The 23247-nt window shown below is 43.4% G+C and carries 21 protein-coding genes and 1 riboswitch; of the genes, 15 read left to right on the top strand and 6 right to left on the bottom strand.

The window, feature by feature from the left end:
* Positions 1-517 precede the first annotated feature (517 nt).
* The 3 genes from LZF95_RS18850 to LZF95_RS18840 form a co-directional block, all read right to left on the bottom strand.
* Complete coding sequence (locus LZF95_RS18850) at positions 518-772, bottom strand: hypothetical protein (protein WP_233756582.1); 255 nt, start codon at positions 770-772, stop codon at positions 518-520.
* Positions 773-810: 38 nt separating this feature from the next.
* The gene (locus LZF95_RS18845) at positions 811-2340 is read right to left on the bottom strand and encodes an acetylxylan esterase (RefSeq protein ID WP_233756581.1); all 1530 of its coding nucleotides are present in this window, start codon (positions 2338-2340) and stop codon (positions 811-813) included.
* Positions 2341-2523: 183 nt separating this feature from the next.
* Positions 2524-3000, bottom strand: coding sequence for a hypothetical protein (locus LZF95_RS18840; protein WP_233756580.1), 477 nt, complete (start codon positions 2998-3000; stop codon positions 2524-2526).
* A gap of 229 nt (positions 3001-3229) precedes the next feature.
* On the opposite strand from LZF95_RS18840, the gene LZF95_RS18835 reads away from it, so the two are divergent.
* The 5 genes from LZF95_RS18835 to metX all read left to right on the top strand — a co-directional run bounded on the left by LZF95_RS18835 (position 3230) and on the right by metX (position 8720).
* Entirely contained in the window at positions 3230-4339 is a 1110-nt protein-coding gene (locus LZF95_RS18835) for an XdhC family protein (RefSeq protein ID WP_233756579.1), read from the top strand.
* 5 nt (positions 4340-4344) lie between these two features.
* Positions 4345-4926: an NTP transferase domain-containing protein gene (locus LZF95_RS18830; protein ID WP_233756578.1), complete on the top strand. Its 582-nt coding sequence runs from the start codon at positions 4345-4347 to the stop codon at positions 4924-4926.
* 240 nt (positions 4927-5166) lie between these two features.
* On the top strand, positions 5167-5697 hold the full coding sequence (locus LZF95_RS18825) for a PRC-barrel domain-containing protein (RefSeq protein ID WP_233756577.1): 531 nt from the start codon (positions 5167-5169) through the stop codon (positions 5695-5697).
* 382 nt (positions 5698-6079) lie between these two features.
* A riboswitch (SAM riboswitch) is annotated at positions 6080-6186 on the top strand.
* Positions 6187-6351: 165 nt separating this feature from the next.
* Positions 6352-7656 carry an O-acetylhomoserine aminocarboxypropyltransferase/cysteine synthase family protein gene (locus LZF95_RS18820; protein ID WP_233756576.1) on the top strand — a complete coding sequence of 435 codons (1305 nt, stop codon included), beginning with the start codon at positions 6352-6354 and terminating at the stop codon, positions 7654-7656.
* Positions 7657-7664: 8 nt separating this feature from the next.
* Positions 7665-8720 (top strand): homoserine O-acetyltransferase, encoded by a 1056-nt coding sequence (metX, locus tag LZF95_RS18815; protein WP_233756575.1) that lies wholly within the window; start codon positions 7665-7667, stop codon positions 8718-8720.
* A gap of 78 nt (positions 8721-8798) precedes the next feature.
* Here metX and LZF95_RS18810 read toward each other — a convergent pair whose 3' ends face one another.
* Positions 8799-9233 (bottom strand): DUF2147 domain-containing protein, encoded by a 435-nt coding sequence (locus LZF95_RS18810; RefSeq protein WP_233756574.1) that lies wholly within the window; start codon positions 9231-9233, stop codon positions 8799-8801.
* Between the two features lie 74 nt (positions 9234-9307).
* Here LZF95_RS18810 and pdeM point away from each other — a divergent pair, with 74 nt between their 5' ends.
* From pdeM to LZF95_RS18760, 10 genes are all read left to right on the top strand, one after another.
* Complete coding sequence (gene pdeM / locus LZF95_RS18805) at positions 9308-9964, top strand: ligase-associated DNA damage response endonuclease PdeM (RefSeq protein WP_233756573.1); 657 nt, start codon at positions 9308-9310, stop codon at positions 9962-9964.
* A gap of 49 nt (positions 9965-10013) precedes the next feature.
* Positions 10014-10904 (top strand): ABC transporter permease, encoded by an 891-nt coding sequence (locus LZF95_RS18800; protein WP_233756572.1) that lies wholly within the window; start codon positions 10014-10016, stop codon positions 10902-10904.
* Positions 10905-10912: 8 nt separating this feature from the next.
* The gene (locus LZF95_RS18795) at positions 10913-11122 is read left to right on the top strand and encodes a DUF3098 domain-containing protein (RefSeq protein WP_233756571.1); all 210 of its coding nucleotides are present in this window, start codon (positions 10913-10915) and stop codon (positions 11120-11122) included.
* Positions 11123-11124: 2 nt separating this feature from the next.
* Positions 11125-11919 (top strand): undecaprenyl-diphosphate phosphatase, encoded by a 795-nt coding sequence (locus tag LZF95_RS18790; RefSeq protein WP_233756570.1) that lies wholly within the window; start codon positions 11125-11127, stop codon positions 11917-11919.
* A gap of 1 nt (position 11920) precedes the next feature.
* Entirely contained in the window at positions 11921-12601 is a 681-nt protein-coding gene (gene truB / locus LZF95_RS18785) for a tRNA pseudouridine(55) synthase TruB (RefSeq protein WP_233756569.1), read from the top strand.
* A complete protein-coding gene (locus LZF95_RS18780) occupies positions 12588-13511 on the top strand; it encodes a bifunctional riboflavin kinase/FAD synthetase (protein WP_233756568.1) in 924 nt (307 codons plus the stop codon). The genes truB and LZF95_RS18780 overlap by 14 nt, the downstream gene beginning before the upstream one ends.
* An 11-nt stretch (positions 13512-13522) precedes the next feature.
* On the top strand, positions 13523-14218 hold the full coding sequence (locus LZF95_RS18775) for a CoA transferase subunit A (protein ID WP_233756567.1): 696 nt from the start codon (positions 13523-13525) through the stop codon (positions 14216-14218).
* A 149-nt stretch (positions 14219-14367) separates the two neighbouring features.
* Positions 14368-15027: a 3-oxoacid CoA-transferase subunit B gene (locus tag LZF95_RS18770; protein WP_233756566.1), complete on the top strand. Its 660-nt coding sequence runs from the start codon at positions 14368-14370 to the stop codon at positions 15025-15027.
* A gap of 94 nt (positions 15028-15121) precedes the next feature.
* The gene (gene gldC, locus LZF95_RS18765; protein WP_233756565.1) at positions 15122-15460 is read left to right on the top strand and encodes a gliding motility protein GldC; all 339 of its coding nucleotides are present in this window, start codon (positions 15122-15124) and stop codon (positions 15458-15460) included.
* A 323-nt stretch (positions 15461-15783) separates the two neighbouring features.
* A complete protein-coding gene (locus LZF95_RS18760) occupies positions 15784-18750 on the top strand; it encodes a TonB-dependent receptor (RefSeq protein ID WP_233756564.1) in 2967 nt (988 codons plus the stop codon).
* A 17-nt stretch (positions 18751-18767) separates the two neighbouring features.
* On the opposite strand, the gene LZF95_RS18755 is transcribed toward LZF95_RS18760, so the two are convergent.
* Both LZF95_RS18755 and LZF95_RS18750 read right to left on the bottom strand, forming a co-directional pair.
* Positions 18768-19661, bottom strand: coding sequence for a PIG-L deacetylase family protein (locus LZF95_RS18755; RefSeq protein WP_233756563.1), 894 nt, complete (start codon positions 19659-19661; stop codon positions 18768-18770).
* Entirely contained in the window at positions 19658-23077 is a 3420-nt protein-coding gene (locus LZF95_RS18750; RefSeq protein WP_233756562.1) for a HEAT repeat domain-containing protein, read from the bottom strand. The genes LZF95_RS18755 and LZF95_RS18750 overlap by 4 nt, the downstream gene beginning before the upstream one ends.
* Between the last annotated feature and the right edge of the window lie 170 nt (positions 23078-23247).

The raw sequence follows: 23247 nt of genomic DNA, 5'->3' as shown, positions 1-23247 counted from the left end.
TGTAAAGATGAGCTTAATCCACAGCAATAATGATTTAAATAAAATGTCTATTGAATATAAGCGTTTGATTTATATGGTTTTATCTATTCTTTTTTATAGAGAAGGTATAACAAGAAACAGGCTTTTTTAAAGTTAGAGAGGTATAAATCATAGGAAATAAGAATAACCCTCCCCAGGTGTGAGGTGTCAACACTAAAGATGGGTACGGTATATAAAACAAGTGTGCAAGCAGTAAATTGCTTTGATTACAATGCCGTAGGCATGGCCGATGTTTTAGCCAGCCATTTCAATGGCTGGCTAATAAGGGTGTAACGATTTTGCCTAAATGCCGTAGGCATGGCCGATATTAATCAAAATCAACAGATTGATCAATGGAAAGCCTGCGTTGGCATGTAGTATAATCGTATGTGGGACAAGACGCAAAGGGTAGGAAATATTTATACCTCAAAATGCCAGCTAATTAATCGGATGAAAACAACAGATTAGGCTTGGGATTACCTTTTTAATGCTTAAAATCTTACAAGGCTATCCTACTTTCCGAATATAAATCATACACTGCAACCAAGGCTTCCGAACCCTTTGCTTCTGGATATACCTCATAGTTCTTGATCTGTCCACGGTTTTCTACATACACGGGGAGGTACTGTTCATCGTACACATTCCAGACTATAAGCATATAGTGATAGGAGATTTTACTCTCCCTCCCTTCTTCGAGCCAAGACTCAAAAAGATCTTCAGTGATAGATGCTGGGTAATCCGGTCCTTCAAACATGAGCTTTGCTATGATAGTATGACAAAACTAACATATAATTACTTCTTATGCCCCAACACCCGATTGGCCCATGGAATAAAATACTGCATATTAGGGGCATCTGTGTGTCCGCCATCATGCTGTCTCCAAGCCAGATCTCCGTCCAACATATCTGTATTATAGGGTGGCATTTCTTCTTTCATGTAATCATTGGATACTCCAAGGTCTGAAGCTCCCAAAAACTTATAAGCAGCCCCAGCAGCAACTACAGCCATATAACTCCCTTTTTGGTCCAACCATTTGGCATCTCCTTTTTCAGGAATACCATAGCTCACAAAAACTGGTCTGGGAGCACAGAGGGCAAGCATATCATGGGAATCTACCGGCAAATCACAGCCATCCAACCTTCCAAACCCAGATTCATCAGCACCATATTTCATATAATTCCCGGCCATCCAGTAGTTTTCTCCACCAGTCAGACTTTCCACGGCCTCGCCAAAAACCCGTCGATGGAGTGTGGTTCCTCCTTTTCCTGAAGAGCCGATCAAAGCTGTGGCAAATCTTGGTTCAAAGGCCATAGTCACCAAAGCAGCTTTTCCGTATCTGGAAACTCCCTCGATCCCGACCTTTTTAGAATCCACCAAGGAGTCAGTTTCCAGATAATCCAATGCTCTTGCAGCTCCCCAGGCCCAAGCCCGAAGTGCTCCCCAGTCTTCTGGAGAACGGGGCTGACCTTTGTTCACCAATCCGATGATGCCCCGTGTGATCCCCGCATGGTTGTCAGCTTGGATGCTACTAGGATCTATGGTCAGATATCCCCAACCAGCTGCTAGCAATTGTTCGGTAGGTGGGGAATCCCCACTTACAGGCGGTGCAAAGAAATTAGGACCGGGGAGCCTGGTGACCGGAGTATATGCAGGATATTTATCAAAAATAGCTTTTATTGAAGGATCATTCTTGATCATCATTTCTTTAAAAGATGAATTCAATATCTCCATATCCTCTCCACTTGGCTGGGCAGGTGCCGGAAAGGAAGGACGCCCAAACATCATCAAAACAGGTACTGGTCCTTTAGCATTTGCAGGAACGACTAGTATCATATTGATGTCCACATTGATCAGTGGATACGAACTGTTGTCCACATGACCTATGATTTGCTTAGCGATGACTGGAGTTCTGGCTACAAATTCCCTGTCTGTGATTTTTACGTCCCATTTAACAGAAGGTATATTTTTAGGGAGTTTTCCATACACTTCCCGTTCCAGCGCATCGACGAGTTCAGGTCTCCGGATTTCCCACCACATATCTTCTGAGCTGACTGTTCTCCCATCATTGGTAGTGAGAATATCAGGAAGTTCGGGGCAAGGATTGGCCTTTGATTCATCATAATTCGCTGCGTTTGGTGCGGCTTCATTTCCACTTGGACCAGGTCTCAGCACTGTGATCCCCAGTTGCTGCTGCATATTTGCATGGTCCTGTTCGTTGGTGAATGTGACAGGTGCGGGATATTTACTTAGATCCTGGGAATCCTGAGCTTTCGCCAGGCCCCCAAGACCCAGTAATAAGGCGCATAGAATTGATTTTTTCATAGGTGTATAGGTTGGGTCTATTGGTTTTGAATTAAGGTCAAAAGTTGGGTTGAAGAAAGAAACACGGGCAAGTACTAACCTTGACTTACTTCAATTATGCTACAAAGTATCTTTTGACCAGCTTATTATCAAGCCACCCAACACAATTCTATACTGCCTTTAGGAAATTGAACAATAGGTTGATTAGCGTACCAGCTCTTCCACCCTACCCTCATAGTCAAACTGTAAATCTTCGTGGAGAGAGGAGATCAGTTTCACTGCCTTGCCCAGCTGCATCTGGTAAATATTATCCAGTACTGGATTTCTATGGCTCATGTAGCCATATTCTCTCATTTTCTGGCAAAAGAACAGGAGTACTTCAATCTGGTCTGTTTTGACCTTGCTCAGTTTGAGCAGTTTGTTCATCTTCCGGCGAAGTTTCTGTGCGGCTTTTTTCGCATAGTAGGAATGACCACCTCTAGCAGACTGAAATTCAATTTCCAATTCCTCCTGCACCATATCCACGTACAGGCCTGGATTATCTTTCTCATTTAGCTTGAAAAATAAGTAAGATTTATTATCCCGGTTGAATTTACTCAGGTCGGTCAGCATTTCTATCAATTCTTTCTCATTGAGATAACCAAGTTCTTTTTTGAGTTGGGCGAGACTGGGGATTTTCATGGGTAAAAGGTAGCGGTAAAGGTATTTTTAAAGCTCATTGAAACAAGTAAAATCTTACTGTTTCAAATGAGTAAACAGTGATAAGGAAACTGAGGTTTCTTTAAGATATTGACACAATTTATTACATATATCAAACCATTTCGACCATTCGTATCTATTCTTTTGATATTGAAAAAGCAGTAGCTTACCTTAATTCAATAATTGTAGGTTTACCCACCGAATTTTACTTATGAAAGAATTTCAGGCCATAATTCAGGCTTACGACTTCTACAAAGAAAGCAATAAAATGATTGCGTTGGCGACGGTAGTTCAGGTAGATGGTTCTGCTTATCGCCGTCCCGGTGCTCGGATGCTGGTCTCCGAAGACGGCGAACTGACTGGAGCGATCAGTGGAGGTTGTTTGGAAGGTGATGCGCTCCGCAAAGCACAAACAGTCATTTTTCAGCAAAAGTCCCTAGTAGTGACCTATGATACTACAGACGAGGATGATCAGAAGTTCGGAATTGGACTAGGCTGCAATGGTATTATCCATGTATTGATAGAACCTATTAATTATCAGTCGGATATAAATCCTGTGGAATTGCTGAGAATTGCTCTGCAAGACCGGGTTTCCTGCCGCTTGATTACAGTATTTTCTGTCAAATATTCCAAGCAAGAACAAATCGGGACAAAAGTATTATTCAAGGGAAGCGAACTCTTTGGAGACAGGCAAAACCTAGAAGAGGGACTATTGGAGAAGATAAGCCATGAGATTAAAACAACAGACTCAGCGAATCATAGTATAGTGAAATTTGAGGAGTTGGATGATGTCCAGGTTTTCCTGGAATACATCCGTCCAGCCATCCGTATTTTACTTTTCGGAGCAGGTAATGATACGGTTCCCTTAGCCAAAATGGCTGATATACTGGGCATGGATTTAATCTTAATCGACGGGCGAAAAAATCTAGCCACTCCACTTCGCTTTCCTTCCGCCAAGAAAATTATCACTGGATCGGGAGATGAGGTAGTAGCGCAACTAGAGATAGACTCCTTCACGGCCGCCTTGCTGATGACACACAACTTCGAATATGAGGCGATGGTATTACATGACTTAATCCCCTTAAGCCTACCTTATATTGGGATACTGGGGCCTAAAAAGAAATCCCAAAAATTAGTAGAGCGACTGAAAAAGCAGGGAGTGACTGTGAATCAGAACCCTATCTTCTCTCCCATGGGTTTGGATATTGGTGCTGAGGGATCAGAAGAAATCGCACTTTCGATTTTGGCGGAAATAAAAGCAGTTTTTGGTGGAAAGAGTGGTAGCTTTCTGAAAGAAAAGAACGGACCTATACACGAGTGAAAACAATGAAAACAGGAATAATCATACTTGCGGCAGGGGAATCCAGCAGACTGGGATATCCAAAACAAATCGCCCAGTACAAGGGGAAAACCTTGCTCCAATATGCAATAGACGCCGCCAATGGGGCTGATGCTGAGAAACGGGTGGTGGTGCTGGGAGCAAATAGGGATGAAATCAAGAGGACTTTTCCCGGCAATAGTATCCCGAATATTCCAAACCCTAACTTCAAGGAAGGCATGGCTTCCAGTATAAAAACCGGGATGGAGTATATGCTGAAATTTGACAAACCTGACCAGGTAATCATTATGCTGTGTGACCAACCTTTTGTTGATTCAAAACTGCTTAATAAACTCATATCCACACAAGAAGAAAGCGGGAAGGGAATAGTGTCCTGTAAATATTCCAAGACTTTTGGCGTGCCGATCCTTTTTGGTAATTCGTATTTCAAGGAATTGATGCAGCTTACAGGTGATGAAGGTGCAAAACAAATAGCTCTCTCAAACGAAGCCGATATGGCCAGTGTGGACTTTCCGAAAGGTAAGGTGGACATTGATACTGAAGAGGATTTGAGGGATTTGAATCTGTAATCTAGTTCATGCTCATATGCATGAATGGATTGTTAATGTATTTGTTGAAATTTAGAATTATCTGAAGGAAACCAAGGGATTCCCCTTGGAATGAATATATTTCCACGAATAGGGCAAGGACTTCGCACTAGTGAAGCATTAAAAAGTCGATAGATCAGCTGAGGTACTCGTTTTAGCCTGTGGCACAATAATAGAATTAAGTGAGTCACATTAATAATTACTCACTAACCAACTATTAACATGAACACGCTAAAACGTTCCCAAATCAGTTGCTCAACAGCAATCTCATGTACTGTAAAAACCGCACGTGATGAGCCAGTAGGTTCTATCAAAGACATCATGATCAATACAAACACAGGAAAGATTGATTATGTAGTACTGAAAGTGGATGAAGGTTTTTTAAATTTAGGATCTAAACTTCTTGCTTTGCCATATGAATCTTTCGAATTTCATCCGGCGCAAGAGAATGTGATAATTGTCAAGGAAGTTAAAGAAACACTGGAGAATGCTCCTGGTTTTGATAGTGACAATTGGCCATCTGGTCCTCAGGCCGAATTCTTACACGACATGCGTACTTATTACAGCGCAGAGTCCCGTAGCCTATATGGACGCTATGATCATCAAAATCAAACTTTCTTCAAAGATGAAGATCTCCTTAGTGACACGTCAGGTAGGATAAGGGATGCAAAGTACGGAGATGGCTTTTTAGAGAGAGACCACCGTGGAGACAGACAATCTGAAGTGAGAAGAGGTGGTGATCCCATCCTATAATTCAACAACATGCCAATTACCCAAGGCTAACCTATCACGGGTTAGCTTTTTTTATGATCAACTTCTGTAGAACCACCCTACCGCTATACTCTGGGCTATTTCAAATTTTATTATTCTGGCCTATCAAAAGAGGGGAACATCAAATCACCCTGGGATGTCAGATCGATTTATGATTAAGTCTTTAGGATTTACAATCAGCATAAGGCAAATCCCTGTCTCCCAAACTTCATCCCTAAGGAAGGATTTTTGGGTGGGTTTTAATGCCTCCCCGGTCAAAATGAAAAAGCAAAGTGAAGAATTTCTTTGCTGGACATGAAAATAAATTTTGTTTTTCCGTTTCCCGCCCTTTTCTTTGCAGCATCCTTTCACTTTTAAGTGCCTGGATTTATAAAGAAGAGGCGAGAGACAGGCTCAAAGACCCTCTGGCAACCTGGAAAGTCCAAGGTGCCAATTCCTGCCGAAAGAGATTCTCTTTTGGGACTATAAGTTCGACAAAATGCACTCAGGAAACACTTCATCACCTTTTCATCTGGTTTTAATTCAGGGTCAGCTACTAGCCTTATGCTTCTGTTGATTTTTTTGCCGCCTATTTTGGAGCATCTCGGAACAGAATTATTTCTTTATAAAATTTTCAAACCATAAAACCCTAATAACATGTCAAAAAACCTTCACTTCGACACCCTACAGGTACATGCTGGTCAGCAAGCGGATCCAACTACCAACTCTAGGGCAGTCCCTATTTACCAGACCACTTCTTATGTTTTTAATTCCGCGGAACATGGGGCAAATCTTTTCGGATTAAAGGAATTCGGAAACATCTATACCCGGATCATGAACCCTACAACGGATGTATTTGAAAATAGGATTGCGGCTTTGGAGGGCGGAGTTGCAGCAGTAGCTACCTCCTCAGGACAGGCCGCCCAATTCCTTGCTTTGAACAACATCATGGAAGCCGGTGATAATTTTGTGTCCACCACTTTCCTTTATGGAGGTACCTACAATCAGTTCAAAGTGGCCTTTAAACGTCTAGGTATAGAAGCCCGGTTTGCCAAGAGTAGCGCAGCACAGGACTTTGAAAACTTGATCGATGTGCGTACAAAAGCCATCTACCTGGAAACTATTGGTAATCCGGAATTTAACGTTCCTGATTTTGAAGCTATTGCTGCGGTAGCCAAAAAACATGATATTCCTTTGGTCGTGGACAATACTTTTGGCGCGGGAGGTTACCTATGTCAGCCTATCAAGCATGGGGCGAATATCGTCACTTCCTCAGCTACCAAATGGATCGGTGGACATGGGACATCTATTGGTGGAATTATAGTAGATGCCGGCAATTTCAATTGGGGAAACGGAAAATTCAAACAATTTTCCGAGCCATCTGAAGGGTATCATGGGCTTAATTTTTGGGAGGTCTTTGGAGAAAACAACCCCCTAGGCCTACCTAATGTAGCTTTTGCTATCAGAGCCCGGGTTGAGGGCTTGCGGGATTTTGGCCCTGCCATTAGTCCATTTAATTCTTTTTTACTTCTTCAGGGGATAGAAACACTTTCACTTAGAGTTCAGAAAACAGTAGATAATGCGCTTGAGCTTGCCAAATGGCTGGATAATCATCCATTGGTCCAGAAAGTAAATTACCCTGGATTGCCTTCCTCTCCATACCATTCTCTAGCTAAAAAGTACCTGACCAATGGGTTTGGAGGAGTATTGAGTTTTGAGCTGATAGGAGAAAAAGAACAGGCTTCTTCATTGATCAATAATTTGGAACTCATCTCCCATCTAGCCAATGTAGGTGATGCCAAGACACTGATCATCCAGCCAGCAGCTACCACCCACCAGCAACTCTCTGATGAAGAGCAAATCGCGGCGGGAGTGACTCCTACCCTCTTGAGAATCTCATGTGGTATTGAGCACATTGAAGACATCAAGTCGGACCTGCAACAAGCTTTCGATAAAATCTAAATCAACAAATGAATCTTAAAAGTCAGTACGCTTTGATTACTATGACCCAGGACATATTCCATTCTAATACGCCGTTATCCTTGGAATCAGGAGATAGCCTTGCGGAATTTGATATATCCTATACTACCTATGGACAACTCAATTCTGAAAAATCGAATGTTATCTGGGTTATCCATGCGCTTACTGGAGATTCCAATGTATCGGAATGGTGGAATGGCCTGGTCGGAGAAGATAAATTCTTCGACCCTGCCGACCATTTTATCATCTGTGCAAATCTTTTGGGATCATGCTATGGCTCTACCCAGCCCTTCAGTGTGAACCCAAAATCCGGTAAACCATATTATTATGATTTTCCTCAGATGACGTCCCGTGATCTGGCCCAGGGACTGGAGCGTTTGAGGATTCATTTACAGATAGATTCGATCCATAGCCTGATCGGTGGATCATTGGGGGGCCAGGTTGGACTGGAGTGGGCATATGTTTTAGGAAGCAAACTTAAAAATGCCGTGATTCTGGCATCCACCTCCAAGACTAGGCCATGGGTGATAGGTTTCAATGAAACCCAAAGGATGGCGATAGAATCGGATTGCACCTGGGGTGAGCTTCATGAAGCCGCAGGTCAAAAAGGACTGGAAACTGCACGTGCCATTGCCATGCTTACTTATAGACATCCTCTCGATCTGGCCGCTAAGCAAGTGGACTGTGAAAACCAACTGGATAATTTCAGAGCTTCGTCCTACTTGCGCTATCAGGGTAAAAAGTTAGCCAACCGCTTCAATGCACTCTCCTACTGGACACTTACCAAAACAATGGATTCCCATGATTTGGGTAGAAACCGTGGGGGGGTGACTGAGGCCTTGGGTAAAATTGAGGCAAATGTATTGACCATCGGCGTTGATACAGATCTCTTGTTTCTCCCAGAAGAATCCCAATTTATCAGTCAGCATGTGAAAAAAGGAACGTATAAGGAAATCACTGCTACTGCTGGTCACGATGCCTTCCTGATAGAATATGAGCAGCTTTCGTATATTCTAAAGTCATTTTATCTACAACATAAAAATTAAAGCACAGGGTTTATCTGCAAAAACCAAGAAACTGTCTTTTAGGAGGCAGCTTCTTGGCTTCAAAGATATCCGAAACTATTACCTGACCCTGTTCCACTCTACCGTACGGCTAACCCAAGAGTCACCTAAATACCCAGTAACCTCCAATAGATCTTTTTTCTTTAGATTCAGTTCGCAGGTATAACTAAGACCGGATTCCGGATCGTAAATCTTCCCATCAGACCATATACCATCCTTATATTTCAATCCCTCTAAAATGGTCAATCCCATCAGTGGACGATCTCTTAGGCTTGAATCAGAATTGACGACATCCTTCTCTTCATCGGGATTATTCGCATTTTGGATCCAGACTATTTTTCCGATTATCCCATTATCCATTTCCATAATTTCGATTTGGGCTGTCTTTTCCGTATTGAACCAAATGCCGGATATATTAGACTTAGACTGTCCCATGGCGTGGGTGCCTCCCAGGAATAGGAAAATGAGTACTGAAGCAAATTGACAGGTTTTCATAAAAAATGCGTTTAGTGAATCTATATTTGATCAGGTTTTTTACACCTTACCCCCAAAACCATACCTAAGATTGGATGCATTTGGATATTTTCTTTGCAGATACTACACTCCACCTACTACCGGAGAAAGCCGTTTGGATTTCAGAAAGTTCAACTTTATTTATTGCTGATCTTCATTTTGGAAAAGCCGCACATTTCCGGAAAGCGGGAATACCTATCCCTGAGCCTATTCATTATTCTGATTTACAGCACATTAATTTACTTCTTGATAAATTCTTGCCTAAAGATCTCTATATATTGGGAGACCTTTTCCATAGTGAATGGAATTCACAATGGGAAGTTCTGATTCAGTTTTTAGGCGGCCATACCCGGACGAATTTCCATTTGGTCAAAGGAAATCACGACATTTTACCAGCTCTGGCTTATCGTCAATCCATCTTTGAAATTCATGAAGAACCAATCGAATTGGGGAATTTATTGCTCACCCATGAGCCTGAAGATCAGGTGCCATCAGGTAAACTGAATCTTTGTGGCCATGTGCATCCTGGTGTACGGCTGTATGGAAGAGGGCGACAGGCCATAAATCTGCCATGTTTTCACTTTACAGAAAATAAACTGGTACTTCCGGCTTTTGGAAGATTTACCGGGTTGGCATTGGTGAAGCAACGGCCACAAGATCAGATATTTGGGATCAGTGGTGAAAAAGTCATCAAAATCCTTTATCAGGAATAGATTGGCAATATCCTTGGGGAAAGTTACTTTTGAGCAGAATTTACAAGCTATGGCCAACTATCCGAGAAAGAAAAAGACACTGGGGCATTTCAAATTTGGAAGTGTACTTTTCAGTACTACCCTATCCCTTTTTATTGTAGGTCTGTTCGGAGTAATCCTCATCCAGGCAAAGACCCTGACCAGTATGATCCGTGAGAATATTGAGGTCCAGGTATTCTTGGAGAAAAACCTGGAACAGAAAAAGCTTGATGCCATCAGGGACAATCTGTCCAAACGATCCTTTATCCTCCAAAAAGGTGACACACTTAATCTTAGGTTCGTGTCAGACGAGGAGGCCGCGGCCACTTTTATCGAAAGTACAGGTGAGGATTTCACACAGTTCCTTGAAGACAATCCCTTGCGCGACAGCTTTGTGTTGACCATTGCTGAGGAATTCCAGACTTCGGAGCAACTGGAAGCAATAGTTGCCGAGATAGAAGCCATTCCCGGGGTTTTTGAAGTTTCTTATATGACGGATCTAGTGGATTCCATCAATAAGAACTTGCTCAAAGTCAGTATTGTACTCGGAGGGTTCATATTGATTTTGATCATTACTGTGGTGATGCTCATCAATAATACCATACGATTGGCACTTTTCTCCCAGCGCTTTCTTATTCGTTCCATGCAACTGGTGGGAGCCACGCGCGGGTTTATACGAAAACCTTTCCTGTCACGGGCCTTTTTGTTTGGGATGTTGGCTGGTGGGTTTGCTTCCTTGATTCTCTTTGCGCTGGTGAAATATACCCAGGCAAACATCGAGGGCTTCGCAATGCTCCAAAACCAACAATTGTTGCTCGTTTTATTCGGTATTTTGGTCACAGTAGGTGGAATTCTATCCGTTCTAAGTACCTTGCGAGCTGTTAATAAGTATTTAAATATGTCTTTGGACGAACTGTATTAATCTATAAAATGAGCAAATCTTCTTTCCCTTTTTCCCGCAAAAACTACAAACTGATGTTCATCGGAATTGGACTGATCATCCTAGGGTTCATTCTTATCAGCTTGGATGGTGAACCGCACGGTAACGGTGTGTTAGGATTGACAATTGGTCCAATTGTAACGCTGGCGGGCTTTATTTTTGAGTTTTATGCGATTTTCTCCAAAACAGAAAGTAATTAAGCGTGGAAATAATTGATGCAATTATCCTTGGAATCATTCAAGGACTGACGGAGTTTTTGCCGGTATCCTCCAGTGGACATCTGGAATTGGGGAAAGCGATTTTGGGAGAAAATAAAATGCCTGCTGAGGGATTGATGTTTACAGTAGTGGTACATTTTGCCACAGCTCTCTCCACAATCGTTGTATTCCGAAAAGACATAGGGGAAATCCTTGGTGGTTTGTTCAGGTTTCAGTGGAACGAAGAAACTCAATTTGTAACCAAAATCATACTTTCTATGATTCCTGCGGCTATTGTAGGATTAGTGTTTGAGGAGCAGTTGGAGACATTATTTGGAGGACAGATCGTGTTTGTAGGATGTATGCTCATCCTTACGGCAGTGTTGCTCTATCTGGCAGATAGAGCCAAATTCACAAATCAACCTGTGACGTTCTGGCAAGCGATAATTGTGGGCGTTGCTCAGGCCATCGCTATTCTTCCCGGGATTTCCCGTTCTGGAGCCACCATTTCTACTTCTGTCCTACTGGGTATAGATAAGGGGAAAGCTGCAAGGTTCTCATTCCTGATGGTGGTGCCATTGATTTTGGGCAAGATCGCCAAAGACATATTAGGTGGAGACCTTTCTATGGAAACAGAGGGATTTGGGTACCTTAGTGCAGGTTTTTTGGCAGCTTTCATAGCCGGGATTATTGCCTGTACCTGGATGATAAAATTGGTGAGAAACAGTAAGCTAAGCTATTTTTCAATTTACTGCCTTATAGTCGGGATCATAGCAATAGTAGCTGGCTTATATTTATAAGATGCAAGAACCCTACGGAGAAGTATTTCTGATCAACAAACCTCTGGAATGGACTTCTTTTGATGTGGTAAAGAAAGTCCGGAATGCCCTTAAAATCAAAAAAGTAGGGCATGCAGGTACCCTGGATCCCTTGGCCACAGGTCTGCTTATCGTCTGTGCCGGCAAAATGACCAAGCAGATTGATACCTTTATGGGACAGGAAAAAGAATATACTGGGACATTTGTAATCGGATCTACCACAGATTCCTTTGACCTGGAACAGCCGGTGGTCTCCGTGGCGGATCCTTCTTCTGTAACCCTTGATCAGGTAAATGAAGCGGTGGAGGAGCTTATTGGGGATATTCTGCAGGTGCCTCCCATGCACTCAGCGATCAAAGTAGATGGCAAGCGGGTGTATGAAGCTGCCAGAAAGGGCAAAGAAGTCAAAATGGAACCCCGCCCAGTGACTGTGAGCGAATTCGAAATCACCGCTTTCGAAAATCCAGTAGTGAAATTCAGGATAGTTTGTTCCAAAGGCACTTATATCCGCAGCCTTGCCAGAGATCTCGGTGAGAAGTTGGGAGTGGGGGCTTATATGAGTTCCTTGTGCAGAACCAGGATTGGTGATTTCAAACTTACGGAAGCGCATGACCTTGGATCATTAATAGAAGAAATCAAATCAAGAACAAATGAAAATCTATGAAGGTTTAGCTGATTTTCCCAGACTCTCCAATGCCATAGTGACAAGTGGGACTTTTGATGGAGTACACTTAGGGCATCAGAAAATACTTCATCGAATACGGGAATTGGCCCGCTCCGTCAATGGAGAAACCGTATTGATCACTTTTTGGCCCCACCCACGGTTGGTCCTCTACCCCGAAGAGCATAACCTCAGGCTATTGAGCACTTTTGAGGAAAAAGCCAAGCATTTGCGACAGTTTGGGATAGATCATCTGGTCACCATTCCCTTCACCAAGGAATTTTCCCAGCTCAGCTCCAAGGAATTTATAGAAACAGTTTTGGTGGATACCATCCAAACAAAGAAATTGGTCATAGGCTATGATCACCGTTTTGGCAAAAACCGTGAAGGAAGTTTTGAATACCTGAAGTCCCATCATCAGGAGTATGGTTTTGAGCTGGAAGAAATATCGAGGCAAGATGTGGAGGATATAGGTGTTTCCAGTACAAAAATCCGCCATGCATTGGAAACGGGTGATATTTCTACCGCAATCAATTGTCTGGGCAGGCCGTATGAATTGAACGGATTGGTAATAAAAGGCCAGCAGATCGGGAGATCCATAGGTTTCCCTACTGCCAATATCCACATCCCCAATGATTATAAACTAATCCCCAAAGATGGCGTTTATGCAGTAGAGGCTATGGTGAACGGCGCCCTGTACAAAGCCATGCTGAATATAGGAAACCGTCCAACGGTCAACGGTACGAAGAAAACAGTGGAGGCGAATTTATTCGATTTCCAAGGCGATCTTTATGATAAGCAGATCACGATCTACTTTAAAGCCTTTCTTCGGGAGGAACAAAAATTCGACGGACTGGAAGCATTGAAAAACCAACTTTTCATAGATCAGAGAAATGCCAAGAACTTGCTATAAACCCAAAACATATGATCAACAAAACTGTAAAAAATGCCCTTGAGGCGGTAGCTGATATTCCCAGTGACAGCACGCTGATGATGGGAGGATTTGGTCTCTCAGGTATTCCCGAAAATTGTATCTCTGCCCTTCTCAAAAGACCTATTTCAGGCTTGACTATCGTGTCGAACAATGCCGGAGTGGATGACTTTGGAATAGGACTCCTCCTCAAAAAGCGGATGGTCAAAAAGATGATCTCCAGCTATGTGGGAGAAAATGCGGAGTTTGAGCGACAGCTGCTCAGTGGTGAACTAGAAGTGGATCTGATTCCTCAGGGAACACTTGCGGAGCGGATCCGGGCTGGAGGGGCAGGCATTCCGGCCTTCTTTACTCCCGCAGGTGTAGGTACAGAGGTAGCTGAAGGAAAAGAATTACGTGAATTTGATGGGAAAATTTACTTGATGGAATCTTGGCTCAAAGCTGATTTCTCTATTGTCAAGGCCTGGAAAGGTGATACGGCGGGTAATCTGATATTCAAGGGTACCGCCAGGAATTTCAACCCTATGATGGCTGCCGCGGGAAAGATTTGCATAGCTGAAGTAGAGGAATTGGTGCCGGCCGGAGAACTTCATCCAAATGAAATCCATACGCCGGGAATCTATGTACAGCGGATATTTCAGGGCGAAAATTACGAGAAGAGAATAGAGAAGCGAACAGTATCCAGATAATTCGCATAAATCTGCCATGTTTTTTGTGAGGAATAGTGCGGATCAAATAATTCATCAAATTCCAATGGTATAAACCCGGTAGGTTTTGGTCTCCACACCTCAAGAAACTAGACTTCTTCATCATCCTTTAACTGCAAAAACAACCCAAAATGCTAACAAAAGAACAAATAGCCCAACGGATCTCCAAGGAGGTGAAGAACGGGCAATACATAAACTTGGGAATAGGCATTCCCACTCTAGTGGCCAATTATATTCCGGAGAATCTGGAAGTAGTACTTCAGTCTGAAAACGGGCTTCTCGGAATAGGCCCCTTCCCTACTGAGGAAGAAATTGACCCGGATCTTATCAATGCCGGCAAGCAGACAGTGACCATGGCTAAAGGTTCAGCGCTTTTCAATTCTGCGGAATCCTTTGCTATGATACGTGGTGGGCATGTGCATCTCACCATCCTTGGTGCCATGGAAGTTTCTGAAAATGGGGATATTGCCAACTGGAAAATCCCTGGTAAAATGGTCAAAGGCATGGGTGGAGCCATGGATTTGGTGGCTTCGGCCGAAAATATCATTGTGGCCATGCAGCATTGCTCCCGCTCGGGGGATTCCAAGCTGCTTCCTGAATGCTCTCTCCCCATCACAGGGGTTGGTTGCGTGAAAAAAATAATCACAGACCTGGCTATGCTGGAAATAGCATCAGAAGGAGGGTTTATACTCAGAGAAAGAGCTCCTGGAGTCACAGTGGAAGAAATCAAGGAAAAAACCGCAGGTAAGCTCATCATTGAAGGTGAAATACCTGAAATGATTTTAGAATAATAGCTATAAAAATGAACCAGGTGGACGTTCCTGAAGTTTACCTGTTTAATTTTGTTAAATCAACGGAGGATCTATTTAGGTCAAAATTAAAAGCATGAAAAATTCAGAGATTAAATTCCAAGTCGATTTGGATGAAAATAGCTTCCCAAAAACAATCAAATGGGATGCCTCAGATAAAGAAAGCATAGGATTGGAAGAAACTAAAAGCATCAGTCTAAATGTCTGGGATAATCTAAACCATAGCACCCTTCGTATCGACCTGTGGACAGAGGAAATGTCGGTAGTGGAAATGAAGCGTTTTTACATAGATATTTTAGGTGGAATGGCCCAGACTATCCTAAACAGCACGGCTGATGAATATATGTCTGAGGAAATCAAAGATCTCTGTGACAGGCTTGTAAAACATGTAAATGAAGAAAACAAAAACGGATAAATTCTTCTGTAATTATTCTAAAAGCCCGGTACTTCCGGGCTTTTTTTATGGAAATATTTGAAGAAAGGAAGTTTTTTAGTTTTTGGAATTTTTAACAAAGAAGTCATTGTGGTCTAAGATCGACAATAAATTAGTTGATTCGTTTTATAATTTCCATTTATAGGCCTCAGTTTCCTTCGCAATCGATTTTTCTCTTTTTTTATCACCTCAATATATTTTGGTGATAAAGTGATAATTGTTCGTTTTTTAGGCTATTTTTCGTCTATTAACAATGAAATAATCACCCTTATTTCATTGAAGAAAAAACTTTAAACAGTAAGCCTATGAACAATTTTACAAGTAAAATAAAGCTGTCAGTGTTCTTATTGACATTCTTGGTTTCCCTTACGGCAGGCAAGGTTATAGGGCAGACGACCATAACCGGTACTGTAACAGATGCGGATACCAAAGAAACCTTGGTAGGGGTCAATATTCTGGTAAAGGGGAAGGTAGCAGGAACCATCTCTGATCTATCCGGAAAGTATTCCCTGAATGTAAATCAGGCTCCTCCTTTGACGCTGGTTTTTTCTATGATAGGATATACAACCCAGGAAGTAGAGATTACCAGCAACCAATCGACGGTGGATATTCAACTTATGGAAACTACGATATTAGGGCAGGAAGTGGTTGTTTCGGCATCAAGAGTGGAAGAAAGTGTATTGCAGTCACCGGTGTCAGTGGAGAAAATGGATATAATAGCTATCCGTGATGCTCCTCAGGCGAGTTTCTACGATGCGATCAATAACTTGAAAGGTGTGGAAATGAGCACCCAGTCTCTCCTATTCAAATCCTTCAATACGCGAGGCTTCAATGCCAACGGAAACGTGAGAACAGTTCAGCTGATCGATGGAATGGACAATCAGGCACCTGGACTTAACTTCTCAGTAGGCAATATCGTGGGTATCTCCGAGCTGGATCTGGAAAGTGTGGAATTGCTTCCAGGTGCTTCTTCAGCGCTTTACGGCCCAAATGCCATCAACGGGATCTTGCTGATGAACTCCAAAAGTCCTTTTCTTTATCAAGGTCTTTCTGCAAGTGTAAAGACTGGCATTATGGATGAGAGTGATAGATCCAGAGCTGCTACGGGTCTTTATAATTTCAGCGCAAGGTATGCCAAGGCTATTAGTGATAAGTTTGCTTTTAAGGTGAACTTTGAGTACCTAAAAGCCGATGACTGGCAAGCGAATGATTTACGGGATCAATCACTCCTTAATGGATCCACAATAGAATCTGGCAATCCTTCTAACAACCCCGCTTATAATGGTGTCAATAGCTATGGAGATGAAACCAATGTAAATATGTTTTCTGTAGCTCAGTCTATGGTAGCTGCCGGGGCTTTACCTGAAGCTGCCCTAGCAATAATACCAAATACGGCTGTTTCCAGAACGGGATACATGGAACGGGATCTGGCAGACTACGGAACCAAATCCATCAAATTGAACGCAGCCCTGCATTACAGGATCAATGACAATATAGAGGCAGTTCTTCAAGGAAACCTAGGTTTTGGCACCACAGTATATACTGGAGCAGACCGTTATTCCCTTAAGGATTTCACAATGGGCCAATACAAAGCGGAACTGAGAGCGTCTAACTGGTACCTTAGAGCATATACTACCCAGGAACGCTCCGGGGATGCGTTTGCTGTAGGTACAGCCGCACAAGGAATTAATGAGGCTTGGAAAGCAAGCACACAATGGTTTCCGGAATATGTGGGTGCATATGCCCAGGCAATTGGTGGCGGAATGCCGTCTGATCAGGCTCATTTAGCCGCCAGGGCTTTTGCGGATCAAGGAAGATATATGCCTGGCACACCAGAATTTAATAGTGCATTGAATGATGTGACCTCAAGACCAATTCCAGGCGATCAAAATGGTGTTGGGGCGAAATTTGTGGACAGTAGTAACCTGTACCATTTCGAGGGATCTTATAATTTATCAGAACAGATAAGCTTTGCGGAATTTGTAATAGGAGCTAATTATAGAATCTATGACCTGAATTCAAATGGTACGATCTTCGCCTTGGATGAAAACGGAAACGAATTTAATATCAACGAATACGGTGGATATATCCAAGGAACCAAGAAGTTCTTCAGCGACAAGTTCAAACTAACGGCTTCTGCCCGGTACGATAAAAATGAAAACTTCGTAGGACAATGGTCTCCGAGAGTTTCAGGAGTATTTACCGAAGGAAACCATAATTTCAGAGCTTCTTATCAGACGGGATTCCGTATCCCAACAAATCAGGATCAATATATAAATCTGAATACTCCTCAGGCAAGGTTGATCGGCGGATTACCGTTTTTATCGACTCGATATAACCTGAATACCAATCCTGGTTATACCTTGGCAAATGTGACAAACTTTGGAGCCGCAGTTCAGCAAACAGCTCAAGACCCGGCTACTCAAGCTCAGGCCTTAGCCCTAGTGATGCAGCAAGTGGAGGCAGGTTTAATTGATCCTGAAGATATACCCTCTGCTGTAGCGCAGACAGTGGGAGTCCTGGCAGCAGATGCAAATCTTGACATACTGCAACCATATGAAATTAAAGAGTTTAAGCCAGAGCGGGTTAAATCCTTCGAAGTAGGTTACAAAGGGATCTGGGGAACCAAATTATTGGTAGATGCTTATGCGTATTTCAATAGATTTGAAAATTTCAACGGAAGCCAAGTCTTGGTTCAGGATGGTTCTGAAACTGGTACACAAGGGCCCAATGCGCTTACCGGGCTTAACCTGATCGGTTTGGGGCCAGGAGGTAGAAATGTATATTCTATGCCTGTAAACAGAGCCGAGATCATCAAATCATGGGGATGGGCTGCCAGTTTGGATTACAAACTTCCGAAGGGCTACACCATTGGAGGAAATGTGTCGTTCAATACACTTTCAAATCTGGACGAACTAGCAGAGACAGGGTTCCAGCCTAGTTTCAATACTCCAGAATATCGATATGTGTTAAATTTCGCAAACAGAGAAGTAGTGGACAATCTTGGCTTTGCGCTAGCTTACAGATGGCAGGGAGAATTTGTATGGCAGTCCTCATTTGTGAGCCCAGCTGTATCTACCCAGCAACTGTCAGTGGTCCCGGCGTATGGTACACTTGATGCCCAAGTGAGTTATAAACTGAAAAGCATTAAGTCTATCTTGAAAATTGGTGGTTCTAACCTGTTCAGTAAGGGGTACACCCAGGCGTGGGGTAATCCGACCGTTGGGACCATGTACTTTGTCAGCTTGACCTTTGATGAATTCCTAAACTAGTAGAATATAAGCCAAAATCACCTGAAAGCCATCCGATATCCCCCGGGTGGCTTTTTTGCTTTTACCTCAAAGAAGTATTCACGGTCAAAAATCCTGGAATAAATAAATTCCGGCACTTTATCATGGTAAGGAAGCAAGTCCTTCAAGGTTTCTTTCTGGCTTTGATGGCCATGGATCACCTTCAGTACCCTTCCAAAATAAGGAGTGGTATTTATGGAGAAACTGGGCAAAGGAAGCCCTTGATCAGGCTCTTGCGGATAGTGCTTCTTAAATCCTTCAGAAAGTTTTAAGGCCATCTGGATTTGCTTGGGAGATAAGGTGACCTGAAATAGTCTTTGGGGTGGAAAATCAGATTTGCCCAGGTTTTCCGCAAATACTTTTTCCACGGCCAGTCCAGTAAGGCGATGATCAAGATGTCCATAAAGCCCCACTTTTGAATCATAACTTATCAAAACGTCCGGCTCAAACTGCTTGATCATTTTTTCGGCTATAGCTTTAATGGAATCTACCCCCAGCTCTCCCATTCCACTGTCAGGATAGTCCATGAGCTCCAGATGATCGGCTCCTAGCGTTTCGGCGGCAAGCCGCATCTCTTTAGTACGGATTTCGGCCAATTCCTCCTCAGAATATTTCCCACCAGTATCTGCGGCTTCGCCCCTAGTCAGGCAAACTAAAATAATCCTATGCCCTTCCTCTTTCATTTTCATCAGCGTTCCGGACACTGTCACCTCATCGTCAGGATGTGGGAAAAAGGCCAAAATAGTTTTTGGGCCATCCGAACGGAACAACAACTCATGCTGCGGAATAGCTGAGTCATGCAGCAATGATTTACCTACTTGAACCAAAATCAAAGGGACCACCACAGCAGTGATGATCCCTATGATTACTAAACCGACAATGAATTTTTTCATTCCCATTCTTTCGTCATAGTACTTAGGAAACTGATCAGATCCCTGATCTCTCTTTTGCTAAGGAGTGCCTTCATATCCGGCATACTGGATGGGGAGTCTTTGCGCTCGGCGATACTGCTGTTCAAGATCAGCGTATCAGGTTTTGCCCCTACTTTCATCACCAGTCCATTTTCCCTTTCTTCCATCAAGGTGCCGTTTATTGAGGTGCCATCCTTGAGTTCCAATTGTACAAAACCAAAGCCAGGTGCGAGGCGTTTGCTTGGATCTATCAGTGCCTCCAGCATCTCAGTCTTGGATATTCTATTGGCGATGCCATTCAGGTGAGGCCCGGCCACACCTCCCATATCATCATACCCATGACAGCGGATACACTGGGCCGTTTGGTTTTGGAAGAAAATAGTTCTCCCTGCCCGTACGCTTCCTCCTTCCAGCGCACCACTGTATAGCGCCAATAAGTCACCTTGGGTTCTCTTTTGCTGGATTTGGTCATATTTGGTTCTCAGTTCATCCGATCCAGTCTCTGCTATAGCTTCTTCCAACTCTATCAACACCTGATTCGGGAGTTTGTTGTTGGCCAGATCCTCAAGCAGCGTGTTCCATAATGGTAGTTCGGCGGAATTGTCCAAACCTCCCAAGCTCAATAAAGCAGCTTGTTTTTCTGCCGTGGTTCTGTTTTGGATTACATCCTGAAGCAAGCTCACCATCAGTTCCTGAGAAATATCAGTTTTGGTCAAAAGATCCAAACCAACCACACGTACAGCTCTGGAATTGTCTTTCATTGCTATGGCGATAGGATCAGAGATGGAATTTGGATTTGTCACTGAAAGGGTCAAAATCGCTGCTACCCGTACATTCTCCGATTGGTCATTTTTCAATAAAGCCACCAGTTTCGGCTCCGCGTCGGCAATCTTCAGTTTTCCAATTGCTTTTACGCCTGCCTCACGAACAGCTTCATTTTTGTCACTCAGCGCCCCAATCAATGCCTCCTTTGCGGATGACTGAACAGGTGCAAGCTCCCGCTCTATTGCTCCCCTGTTTCTACCATCTACACGGTCCAGTACAGAAGGTTTTGCCCAGGTACCCAGTGTGGCAATGGCTTCCGATTTCAAAACAGGGTTCACGCCCGGCTTGGCTATATAAGCCAACAGGTTGTCCATAGCCTTCTGGGTTCCCACCCGTAGGTTGGCGTTGATCGCCCGTCTTATCAATGGCTCATTTTCAAAGTCAGTGGTCACTAACAGATCTCCCAATGCAGGAAGAGCGGCCTCTATGGAGAAATCATCGTTGATTGCCCTGGCTGCCTCTGTCACGATGTATTCATTTTTATCAGCCAAAAATGCCGTGATTCCTGGTTCAGCCATTCTACGTAGTGCCAAAACCGCTCCCATACGTACAGCATCGGAAGAATGAGTGGAAAGTGCAAGGATAGGCTCTTTCTTATTGATCCTTGCCAAAGCCAAACTAGCCGCATGACGGAGAAACGCGTCTTTGTCATCATTTTCCTCCAGCACCTTTATCAATCCACCGACTGCAGGCTCAAACGCTATTCTGCCCAATGCTTCCGAGGCAAAGAATCTTACACGGATTTCAGTATCTGAGAGTAAAGGCAAAAGTTCATTGCCTGCTTTTGCGTATTTAATGTCCCCCAGCCATTTTGCAGCTTGTGCCCTGATTTCAGGATCCTGGTCTTTCAGTAATGGAAACAAGGCATCCGCATAGTCCATTTTCTCCATTCTGGCCAGTTGGCTGATGCCCACTATGGCATGTATTCTCGCAAATTGATTAGCGCGCTGGTCGATGGCATTCTGAAAGATTTTGGCACCATCGTTTCCTCTTTTAGCTAATTCAAACTGGGCTTTTCTTCTGATCCGCATATCCTCATCGCCCAGATAGCCGCCTAAAGCTTCATCGGTAAGTGTCTTGAAATCGGTTTTTATCACCTGCTCCGTTATCTTACGCGCTTCCCAGTCTGCTCCTCCTTCATCAGCAATTTTCCATACCCTTCCATAGTTTTTGGTACCCCAGCCATCTATCCAGTCAGCGAAGTAGAGTGAGCCATCTGGACCAAAGTCAAGTCCAGTAGCCAATACTCCGGACATAATATTTTCTGTCTGGCTCATTTTGAAAGAAGCCCCGTCTGGCTCTAACTTGAAGGCATGGATTCCAGACCTGGTAGGGTTACCTACAAAAGATGCCACGAAAAAGGTGTTTTTCCATTTTTCAGCTAAGGCGGTACCTGGATTATAAACCATTCCAGTCGGGCCATTGATGTAATTCTGAATCGGTGGGGTGATATACGCAGCCTGTCCTTCGTGTCTTGGGATATATAGTTTTTCGTCCATCCACACTTTGTAGGTATTGTTGTCCGGATCGCGGTATTTGCCAAACTGCCAGTTGGTTCTCCATCCTGTGTCCGATCCATTTACCAGATAGACAAGTCTTTCACTTTCTCCTCCATGATCCCCGTCATTATCAACTGAGATCAGGTTGTTGTAAGCATCAAAGGTAAACTCATGGGTATTTCTCACTCCCATGGCAAAAACCTCAAAATCACTCCCATCTGGATTTGCGCGAACGACCACTCCCCTGTTTGGGTACTTCCATTTTGTGCCGTCCGGCCCCACGCCATTGAAACCAATGTCTCCTATGCCCCAATAGATCCTGCCATCAGGCCCTTGCTTCAGGCCAGACATGCCATGTCCACCAAATCCAATATGAATACCGTAGCCATGTGAAATGGACTCTTTTTCATCCATGATCCCATCTCCGTTCTTATCTGTAAGTCTCCATAAATCCGGCCCTACACCTACGAACAGGTTGTCTTCTAACTTCAATAAGGCCCCGGCCACGTCGGTAGTCACATCATTGAAATCCTGGACCATGATCTGGGAATAGTCTGCAAGTCCATCCCCATCTCTGTCTTCCAGCCGATAAATTTCCTCACGCTCCACTGTCATATCCCTCCAATCATGAGAGCCATCACCGTTCACATCTGCCAACCAGGTGTTTTTGTCAGACATCTCAGGGGAAAGGGTTTTCTGGAGAAAAGCTCTTTTTTCTTCAATGGTCTGCAGGCTGATAGACTCAATCTCCCAGTCTTGGTGGCCTCTAATATCGAATTCAGAGTTTTTCTGGCGGTTGGTCCGGGTGTAGTATAAACTACCATCATCAGTCACCTGAATGGAAATCGGGTCATATACAAGCGAATCCACCGCCCATAATGAAAGTTTAAGTCCCGGACTCAGAATAGGATTCACACTTCCCTCGGCTGATTGCACCATGGGGGCTATTTCTTCCTTGGTCAAGGTGCGTTCACGAAGATCTACTGGATCGTTTTTACTACAGGAAATTAAAAGTGGGATAGCAGAGGCCAATATTATTTTGGCGTAGTGTTGTTTGATTTTGGGTTGAGGCATAGGTGATTTTATTATTCCAATCTTAAAATTAACAAAATAAAAAATGGCATTTTAGCCATTTGTCAAAAAGGATATAAAAACAAAAAACCCGATCACAGATCGGGCTTTTGTTCACTTTAACCACTAACAACCATAAAACAAAAATATTTTAAGACTTAGCGGTAAATTCG

It is taken from the genome of Algoriphagus sp. AGSA1, assembly GCF_021390545.1.
GTDB lineage: Bacteria > Bacteroidota > Bacteroidia > Cytophagales > Cyclobacteriaceae > Algoriphagus.
Note: the sequence above shows the minus strand (reverse complement) of the source record. Positions and strands in the feature narration are given on the sequence as shown.

Excerpts from the sequence above, each read along its gene's own strand:
- LZF95_RS18755 (WP_233756563.1), bottom strand. The coding sequence starts at position 19,661 with ATGAAAAAATTCATTGTCGGTTTAGTAATCATAGGGATCATCACTGCT.
- LZF95_RS18835 (WP_233756579.1), top strand. The coding sequence starts at position 3,230 with ATGAAAGAATTTCAGGCCATAATTCAGGCTTACGACTTCTACAAAGAA.
- gldC (WP_233756565.1), top strand. The coding sequence starts at position 15,122 with ATGAAAAATTCAGAGATTAAATTCCAAGTCGATTTGGATGAAAATAGC.
- LZF95_RS18800 (WP_233756572.1), top strand. The coding sequence starts at position 10,014 with ATGGCCAACTATCCGAGAAAGAAAAAGACACTGGGGCATTTCAAATTT.
- LZF95_RS18845 (WP_233756581.1), bottom strand. The coding sequence starts at position 2,340 with ATGAAAAAATCAATTCTATGCGCCTTATTACTGGGTCTTGGGGGCCTG.
- LZF95_RS18750 (WP_233756562.1), bottom strand. The coding sequence starts at position 23,077 with ATGCCTCAACCCAAAATCAAACAACACTACGCCAAAATAATATTGGCC.
- metX (WP_233756575.1), top strand. The coding sequence starts at position 7,665 with ATGAATCTTAAAAGTCAGTACGCTTTGATTACTATGACCCAGGACATA.
- pdeM (WP_233756573.1), top strand. The coding sequence starts at position 9,308 with ATGCATTTGGATATTTTCTTTGCAGATACTACACTCCACCTACTACCG.
- truB (WP_233756569.1), top strand. The coding sequence starts at position 11,921 with ATGCAAGAACCCTACGGAGAAGTATTTCTGATCAACAAACCTCTGGAA.
- LZF95_RS18775 (WP_233756567.1), top strand. The coding sequence starts at position 13,523 with ATGATCAACAAAACTGTAAAAAATGCCCTTGAGGCGGTAGCTGATATT.
- LZF95_RS18830 (WP_233756578.1), top strand. The coding sequence starts at position 4,345 with ATGAAAACAGGAATAATCATACTTGCGGCAGGGGAATCCAGCAGACTG.
- LZF95_RS18780 (WP_233756568.1), top strand. The coding sequence starts at position 12,588 with ATGAAAATCTATGAAGGTTTAGCTGATTTTCCCAGACTCTCCAATGCC.
- LZF95_RS18760 (WP_233756564.1), top strand. The coding sequence starts at position 15,784 with ATGAACAATTTTACAAGTAAAATAAAGCTGTCAGTGTTCTTATTGACA.
- LZF95_RS18820 (WP_233756576.1), top strand. The coding sequence starts at position 6,352 with ATGTCAAAAAACCTTCACTTCGACACCCTACAGGTACATGCTGGTCAG.
- LZF95_RS18850 (WP_233756582.1), bottom strand. The coding sequence starts at position 772 with ATGTTTGAAGGACCGGATTACCCAGCATCTATCACTGAAGATCTTTTT.
- LZF95_RS18825 (WP_233756577.1), top strand. The coding sequence starts at position 5,167 with ATGAACACGCTAAAACGTTCCCAAATCAGTTGCTCAACAGCAATCTCA.
- LZF95_RS18770 (WP_233756566.1), top strand. The coding sequence starts at position 14,368 with ATGCTAACAAAAGAACAAATAGCCCAACGGATCTCCAAGGAGGTGAAG.
- LZF95_RS18840 (WP_233756580.1), bottom strand. The coding sequence starts at position 3,000 with ATGAAAATCCCCAGTCTCGCCCAACTCAAAAAAGAACTTGGTTATCTC.
- LZF95_RS18810 (WP_233756574.1), bottom strand. The coding sequence starts at position 9,233 with ATGAAAACCTGTCAATTTGCTTCAGTACTCATTTTCCTATTCCTGGGA.
- LZF95_RS18795 (WP_233756571.1), top strand. The coding sequence starts at position 10,913 with ATGAGCAAATCTTCTTTCCCTTTTTCCCGCAAAAACTACAAACTGATG.